The 7523-nt window shown below is 74.7% G+C and carries 8 protein-coding genes; 4 read left to right on the top strand and 4 right to left on the bottom strand.

What is annotated here, in order from left to right:
* The 3 genes from B0E53_RS38075 to B0E53_RS31015 form a co-directional block, all read left to right on the top strand.
* Positions 1-364: hypothetical protein (locus B0E53_RS38075; protein WP_210406284.1), on the top strand; the 364-nt coding region annotated here is incomplete at its 5' end.
* Positions 365-475: 111 nt separating this feature from the next.
* Positions 476-1192, top strand: coding sequence for a helical backbone metal receptor (locus B0E53_RS31020; RefSeq protein WP_107079233.1), 717 nt, complete (start codon positions 476-478; stop codon positions 1190-1192).
* A 156-nt stretch (positions 1193-1348) separates the two neighbouring features.
* Positions 1349-1717: an FKBP-type peptidyl-prolyl cis-trans isomerase gene (locus B0E53_RS31015; protein WP_107079232.1), complete on the top strand. Its 369-nt coding sequence runs from the start codon at positions 1349-1351 to the stop codon at positions 1715-1717.
* An 81-nt stretch (positions 1718-1798) separates the two neighbouring features.
* Here the strand turns inward: B0E53_RS31015 and B0E53_RS31010 are convergent, their stop codons facing one another.
* The gene (locus B0E53_RS31010; RefSeq protein ID WP_107079231.1) at positions 1799-2152 is read right to left on the bottom strand and encodes an STAS domain-containing protein; all 354 of its coding nucleotides are present in this window, start codon (positions 2150-2152) and stop codon (positions 1799-1801) included.
* Positions 2153-2330: 178 nt separating this feature from the next.
* Between B0E53_RS31010 and B0E53_RS31005 the strand changes: the two genes are divergently transcribed.
* Positions 2331-3356, top strand: coding sequence for an SMP-30/gluconolactonase/LRE family protein (locus B0E53_RS31005; protein ID WP_246835683.1), 1026 nt, complete (start codon positions 2331-2333; stop codon positions 3354-3356).
* Between the two features lie 98 nt (positions 3357-3454).
* On the opposite strand, the gene B0E53_RS31000 is transcribed toward B0E53_RS31005, so the two are convergent.
* From B0E53_RS31000 to B0E53_RS30990, 3 genes are all read right to left on the bottom strand, one after another.
* Positions 3455-4732, bottom strand: a complete 1278-nt coding sequence (locus tag B0E53_RS31000; protein ID WP_107079230.1) for an Ig-like domain-containing protein — start codon at positions 4730-4732, stop codon at positions 3455-3457.
* 197 nt (positions 4733-4929) lie between these two features.
* The gene (locus B0E53_RS30995; RefSeq protein ID WP_107079229.1) at positions 4930-6609 is read right to left on the bottom strand and encodes a right-handed parallel beta-helix repeat-containing protein; all 1680 of its coding nucleotides are present in this window, start codon (positions 6607-6609) and stop codon (positions 4930-4932) included.
* A 93-nt stretch (positions 6610-6702) separates the two neighbouring features.
* Positions 6703-7523, bottom strand: an 821-nt coding sequence (locus tag B0E53_RS30990; RefSeq protein ID WP_146167825.1) for a dihydrolipoamide acetyltransferase family protein, incomplete at its 5' end; no start/stop codon positions are given.

Here is a 7523-nt window from a genome sequence, read left to right as displayed (position 1 = left end):
GCTCCTGCTCGCCCTGCTCGGGCAGCGGCTGCTCGCCGCCGGGCTGCGGGTGCCGGACCGGCTCGGCGGCACGCTCGCGCACCCCGGCGACGGGGCCGGCCGGACGCGGGTGGCGAGCGGCGTGCTGACCGGCGCGCTGGAACGCGACATGCTCCGGGCGCCCGGGATCCGCCGGGCCCGGGTGGTGCTGACCGGCCCGGTCACCGGGCCGGACATGTGGGTCGAGGTGCGCCTGAGCCCGTCCGTCGGGCTCGGCGCGGCCCGGGCGCACGTCGACGCGGCGGTACGCCGGTTCGCCGCCACGGTCGGCTGCCGCCCCGCCCATCTGGACGTGACCGTGCTGGTGGACGAGACGGCCGGCTGACCGGCCGATCAACGCCCCGGTGCCGGCTCCCGGGCCGGTTCCCCGGTCCCGGCCGGCGGACCGGCGACCGTCGATACGCGACGATGGGCCGGGACGAGGGAGGGAGCGGTCGTGCGGGTGGTGTCGCTGGTGCCGTCGTTGACCGAGGCGGTGGCGCTGACCCGCCCCGAGGTGCTGGTGGGCGCCACCGACTGGTGCACCCACCCGGCCGGGCTGGACGTCGCCCGGGTGGGCGGGAGCAAGTATCCGGACCTGGACCGGGTGCGCGCGCTCCGGCCCGACCTGGTGCTGCTCAACGAGGAGGAGAACCGCCTCGCCGACGCGGAGGCGCTGCGGGCGGCCGGCGTGCCGGTACGGGTCACCTTTCCGCGTACCGTGCCGGAGGCGCTGACCCAGCTCGGCGAGCTGGTCCGCGCGCTCGGCGTGGCCGGCGAGCCGGACTGGCTGCGGGCCGCCCGCCGGGCCTGGGCCGCACCGCCCGCGCCGGCCACGCCGCGGGCGGCGGTGGTGCCGGTGTGGCGGCGCCCCTGGGTGGTGCTCGGCCGGGACACCTTCGCCGGTGACGTGCTGCACCGGCTCGGCGTGACCAACCGGTACGCCGACCACCCGGAGCGCTACCCCCGGCCCGGCCTCGACGAGCTGCGCGCCCGGGAGCCGGAGCTGGTGGTGCTGCCGGACGAGCCGTACCGGTTCACCGCCGGCGACGGGCCGGAGGCGTTCCCCGGCGTGCCGGCCGCGCTGGTCTCCGGCCGGCACCTCACCTGGTACGGGCCCTCGCTGGCCGAGGCTCCCGCACTGCTCGCCGCCCAGCTCGCCGCGGCGGCGTGAGCCCGCCGGCCAGGGTGACCTCACCGGCCCGGACCTGGACGGTGACCAGGCCGTCCCGCCGCCGCCACGCCACGGCGGGGACCGACGCGTATCGGCCGGCCGCGATCCGGCAGGATCGACGGGGACCGCACCCGTCAGCACCGAGGAGACCCGCTCATGGAGAAGCCCGAGGTTGGCCCGATCGAGGGCGCGCCGCCCGCCGATCTCGTCATCGAGGACATCACGGTCGGCGACGGCCCGGAGGCCCGCCCCGGCCAGCTGGCCAATGTGCACTACGTGGGCGTGGCGCACTCGACCGGCCGCGAGTTCGACGCGTCGTGGAACCGGGGTGACACGTTCGAGTTCCCGCTCGGCGGCGGCCAGGTCATCGCCGGCTGGGACCAGGGCGTGGTAGGCATGAAGGTCGGCGGCCGGCGTCGGCTGACCATCCCGCCGCACCTGGGCTACGGCGCCCGGGGCGCCGGCGGCGTGATCAAGCCGAACGAGACGCTGGTCTTCGTGGTGGACCTCGTCGGCGTCCGCTGACCCGCACGCCGTTGGCAGGGCCGTCGGCGGCACGCCGGCGGCCCTGGCGGGCGTCACGACCCGTCCCTGGCGTCCGGCCGGTCAGGCCGCGGCGCAGGTGACCAGCTCCCGGGCCGACTCACGGACCGGCAGCACCCGGTGCAGCCCGGTGGCGCGCAGCACCCGGGCAACCACCGGGTCGGGGTCGACCAGGACCAGCTCGCCGCCGCGGGCCCGGACCCGCAGGTGGGCGGCGACCAGCGCACGCACCCCAGCGGCGGAGAGCAGCCGCACCCCGGACAGGTCCAGCCGCAGCACCGGCCGCGCCGGGGCCGACCAGAGCGCGGCCCGGAACGAGGCCACGGTCGCGATGTCGATCTCGCCGACCGCCCGCAGGTCCACCACGTGGTCGCTCACGCTCATCGCCACGTGGAACCGGTCGCCGCTGCTTCCCATGCCCCCGAACCTATCCCCCACCCCCGACAGTTCCGCCCCGCCCGCGGCGGGTTTCCGGGTAGGTCCCGGGTGGGACCCTGAGCGGCCTCCGGGTCATCCCGCAGGCCGTCCGCCCGGGGTGAACCCGCCGCGGGGACACGCCGCCGGGTACTCCCGGCCGGGGCATCGGCGGGGAAGAATGGCCGGATGGTCGTCCCCCGCCCGCGCGCCCCTGCTGATCCGGCCGGTCCGCGAGCCGGCCACCGTGCCACCGCCGCTGGACGGGCCGTGGGCCCCCACCGACGTCCGGCTGGACCGGGCCGACCTGCTGCCGCTGCCCGACGGCGCCCACGGCCCGGAGGACGTGCTGATCGACCCGGACGGCCGGGTGGTCAGCGGCGACGAGGACGGCCGGCTCTGGTGGTGGCCGGCGGACGCCCCGGCCGGCACCCGCCCCACGCTGCTCGCCGAGACCGGCGGCCGGCCGCTCGGCATCGAGCTGGACCCGGTCGACGGTGGGCTGGTGGTCTGCGACGCGTACCGAGGGCTGCTGCGGGTCACGCCGGACGGGGCGGTGCACGAGCTGACCGGCACGGGGCCGCCGGTGCACCTGGCCGACAACGCCACGGTGGCCCGCGACGGCACGATCTACTTCACCGACTCCTCGGACCGGTTCCCGCTCTCGCACTGGAAGCGGGACCTGCTGGAGCACCGGCCCAACGGCCGGGTGCTGGCGTACGACCGGCGGACCGGGCGCACGGAGGTGGTGGCGAGCGGTCTCTACTTCCCCAACGGGGTGGCGCTCACCCCCGACGAGTCCGGCCTGATGCTGGTCGAGACGGCCACCCACCGGCTGCTCCGGGTGGACCTGCCCGACGGCCGGGCCACCGTGCTGGCCGACCTGCCGGCCTACCCGGACAACGTCTCGGCGGTGGGCGACGGCACCTACTGGATCGCGCTGCCCAGCCCCCGGCTGCAGATCATGGAGAAGCTGCTGCCGCATCCCCGGGTGCGCCAGCTCGTCGCCCTGCTGCCGGGGGCGGTGCAGCCGCAGCCCCGCCGCTACGGGCTGGTCGCGCTGGTCGACGGGGCCGGGCGGGTGCTGCGCACGCTGCACGGCCCGAGCGGGGCGTACCCGATGGTCACCGGCGTGCGGCAGCACGGCCGGCGCCTGTGGCTGGGCAGCCTGACCGCGACGGGCGTGGCCCGGGTCGACCTGGACTGAACCCCGCGGGCCGGCCCGCGCTGTCGGTCTGAGCCGGAGCCGGCGCGGGGCCGGCCCGCGCTGTTCGCGGGCCGGCCCCGGCCGTTCCTCCCCCGTGGTCAGCCGCCGGTGTTGCTCTTGGACGGGGCCGGGGCGGGCGCCGATCCGCCGGCCACCGCGCCCGGGTGCGGCGTGGCGACGTGGGTGGGCTGCAGCCCGGTCGGTACGGGCAGCGCGCTGCCCTTGATGAACTCGTCCCAGCTGACGTTCCAGGCCGTGAACCCGTTGCCTTGGTCCAGCTTCACCTCGGTGCCCTTGATGGTCACCAGGTCGCCGACGTGAGTGACGCCCATCAGCCAGTCCGCGGCCGCCGCGGAGACGTTAGTGCAGCCGTGTGAGGTGTTGGTGAAGCCCTGCTCCCCCTCCGACCACGGGGCGGAGTGGATGAACTCGCCACCCCAGGTGAGCCGCTGGGCGTCATCGACGTCGACCACGTAAGGATCGGCCGAGCCCCGGGTGTCGAAGGTGGTCCGGTCGAACTTCTCCATGATCACCATCTTGCCGCTGGAGGTGGGCGTGCTCGACTTGCCCATGCTCACCGGGACCTTGCGGAGCAGCTTGCCGTCCTGGTAGACGGACATCTGCTTGGTGGCGTTGTCGATGTCGAGCGAGACCTGCCGGCCGATGCTGGAGGTCGCGCTGTGGTCGGCGTCGCCGATGGCGTCCTTGCCGATCGGCAGCCCCTGCAGCGCGCTCCGTACGCTGATCTTCGTGCCGGACTTCCAGTGGTCGGGCGCCCGGTACTCGACCTGCTTGCCGTCGGACTCCCACGACCAGGCGCCCGGCTGCGGTGGGTCGGTCTTCACGAACAACCGGCGCTGCACGTCCGCTCTGGCCTCTTTCGGAATTGGCGGATCGAATGCGACGACCACCGGCATCGCGGTCCCGTATGTCTGATTACCGGTGAAATAGAGTTCGCTGGTGATGGTCGGCTTGGTCGATTTCGCCATCGTGGTGAACGTCGTCTTCTGCGTGGTGGTCCGCCCGGAATCGCCGGTCGCGGTCACCTCCGCGGTGTACGTCCTCGCATTCTCCAGCGGCCGGTCCGGCACCCAGCCCGACCCGTCCTCGCGCGGCTGCGCCGGCACCGGTCGACCCTTGTCGTCGGTGAGCTTCACCGCGGTGACCTTCCCGCCGCTGACCGTGGTCCCCACCTCGGCGCTGACCGGCACGCCCTTCGTCCGGTCCGCCGGGGTGACCGTCACCGACGGCGCAGCGGCCGCCTTGCCATGGCCGGGCTTCACGGCCTCCCGCTGGCCGGCGGTGCACCCGCCGACCACCAGCGGTGTGACTGCGATGGTTGCCGCCAATAGCGTCAATCGCCGCCTCACGTCCATATTCCGCACCCCATTTCCACTCCCCCTTGGCTCACATTCTGTACGGCTTCCGGGACGCCGTGGCATATTCGGCGGAATTGCCAGCGGCGGCTGACTTCGATTTCGGCGCGGCCGTACGGAAATGGGAAATCCGCGACGTCGACGCGTGGCGCGTCACGGCCGTGACCGGTTGCGACGGACGAGCCGCGACGACCGGTTCACCCCCGGTCGTCGTCCCCGTGGTTGCGTTCCCAACGGCCGCCCACGGGCGGCGTGTCCAACCGGATGGGCGCCTCCGCGTTCCCGGCCAGGTCGTTGTCCTCGACCCGGCAGCCGACGAAGCCGCCCTCCGCGGTGACCCAGAGCCCGTGCGTCTGGGTGGTCGGCTCGTGGCTGTCCCAGACCCGGTTGCCCCGGATGGTGGCCGAGTCCAGCACCGCGTTGACGGTGATGCCGGCCCGGGTCGCCGGCGACCCGGGTATCTCGTAGCGGCTGCCGGGATTCGGGGTGTCCGCGCTCCAGCCCGTGAAGGCGCCCGGCCGGACCGGAGCCAGGTGCAGTTCGTTCTCGTCGTTCGCGGCGACCACCCCGACCCGCTCGCCCACCCGGATGGTCTTGCCCCGGTGCGCGTCGCCCCGCCAGCTCGCCCGGCGGTCGATCACCGACCTCTCGCTGTACCGGACCGTGTCGCCGCCGCTCCGGTCGCCGGGCCCGCACTGGCGGCCGTTCGCCCGGATCCGGTTGTCGACGACGAACGCGTCCCGGACCGGCCGGTCGAAGCGGACGGCGTCCAGGCTGTTGCCGTAGAAGTCGTTGCTCTCGATCACGATCTCGCGGGCGCACTCCTGCCCCGCGTCGCCCAGGCTGCGCTGGTGGTAGCCGTACCGGCCGTTGCCGCTGATCCGGTTGCCCCGCACGGTGTACGGCCCGGGGGTGTTGCCGATGCTGATCCCGTCGCGCAGGTTCGCGTCGATCACGCAGTCGCTGAGGAGGCCGCCGCGACCCGCCGTGCCGGTGGTGCCCTTGGCCGAGACCTGGAAGCCCGCGTCGAGGTTGCCGACAAGCGTGCACGCCGAGACGACGAGGCCGTTGGCGCCCCAGTCGGCGATGCCGAAGCGGTTGCCCTCGGCGTGGCAGCCGACCACCCGGATGCCGCGCGGGCGCAGCCCGCCCTCAAACTGCAGCTCGAAGAAGATCCCGCTGGTGGCGTTGCCGACCGCCGAGCAGTTCACCACGTTGACCCGCTCGACGCTGCCCCAGCCGCCGATCCCGATCCCGATCCCCGCGCCGCCCATCTCGGTGCCGTTGTCCATCCGCCCGCACCCGGCCACCAGCACCCCGTCGATCAGGCAGTCCTGGAGGAAGTCGCAGCCCAGGCCGGTCGCCGCGGTGTGGTGGATGTAGAGGTTGCGGAACATGCCCCGGACCACGTACTGGAGGCCCAGCCCCTTGGCGAGCGGGTTGTACTCGGCCATCGCCACCCCGGACCCGTCGATCTCGAAGTCGGCGAAGGTGCAGTACGCCAGGTGCCGCTCCGGGCTCGCGCCGTGCAGCTCGGCGGTGTGGAACGCCAGCGGGGTCGGGTCGGCCCGGTTGCCCGGGTTGCCGAGCACGAACCGGGTGGCGCCGGGGCCCGCGCCGACCAGCGAGACGCCGGTCCGCCAGACGGTGCCGGCGTCCCGGATCGAGTACACCCCGGGCGGGCAGTAGATCACCCGGGCCCGCCCGTCGGCGGCGTACGCGTCGCCCAGCAGGTCCACGAGCGCGGCGAAGGCCGGTTGGTCGTTGGTCGTCCCGTCCCCGGTCAGCCCGTGCTCCCGCGCGTCGCACATCAGCGGCGCGCCGGCGACCGGATGCGGGCGCACCCCACCGGCCGAGGGCATGTGCGGATACGCCATCCGTCCCTCCCGTCGGCGACGGGATCGTCTTCCCGGTCCGAGGGCGGAGAAACGGGGTGCGGCCCCGGCCACCAGGGTGGCCGGGGCCGGGGCTCAGACGTTCGCCACCAGCAGGGCGGGCTGCTCGACGCAGTCCGCCACGTGCCGCAGGAAGCCGCCGGCCACGCCACCGTCGCAGACCCGGTGGTCGAAGGTGAGGCTGAGCTGGGTCACCTTGCGCACGGCGAGCTGCCCGTCGACCACCCAGGGCTTGTCCACGATCCGGCCGACGCCGAGCAGCGCCGCCTCCGGGTGGTTGATGATCGGGGTGGAGCCGTCCACCCCGAACACGCCGTAGTTGTTGAGGGTGAAGGTGCCGCCGGTCAGCCGCGCCGGGGGCAGGGTGCCGGCGCGTGCGGCCGCCGTGGTCTCGGCGAGCGCGGCGGCCAGCTCCAGGGTGGTCAGCCGCTGGGCGTCGCGCAGCACCGGGACGAGCAGGCCCCGGTCGGTCTGCGCGGCGATGCCCAGGTGCACCCCGGCCGACTGGACGATCCGCTGCCCCTCGGTGTCCACGTGGGCGTTGAGCTGCGGGTACCGCCGCAGGCCGCTGAGGCAGATCCGGGCCAGCAGGGCCAGGATGCTGACCGGCGCGTCCGGGGTGGCGGCGTTGATCGCGGCCCGGGTCGCCAGCAGCCCGGTGGCGTCCACGTCCACCCAGATGGTCACCTCGGGGATCTCCCGCCGGCTGCGGGAGAGCTTGTCGGCGATGGCCTTGCGGATGCCGGTGAGTGGGATGACCACGTCGCCGTCCGCGGCCGGGGCCAGCCCGACATGCGCGGCCGGGGTGTCCGGCACGGCGGCGAGCTTCGCGGCCGGCGCGGCCGAGGCGGCCTCCACGTCGGCGCGGCGGATCACCCCGCCCGGCCCGGTGCCGC

This window comes from Micromonospora sp. MH33 (genome assembly GCF_003013775.1).
Taxonomy (GTDB): domain Bacteria; phylum Actinomycetota; class Actinomycetes; order Mycobacteriales; family Micromonosporaceae; genus Micromonospora; species Micromonospora fulviviridis.
This window is presented reverse-complemented; position numbering and strand designations above follow the sequence as displayed.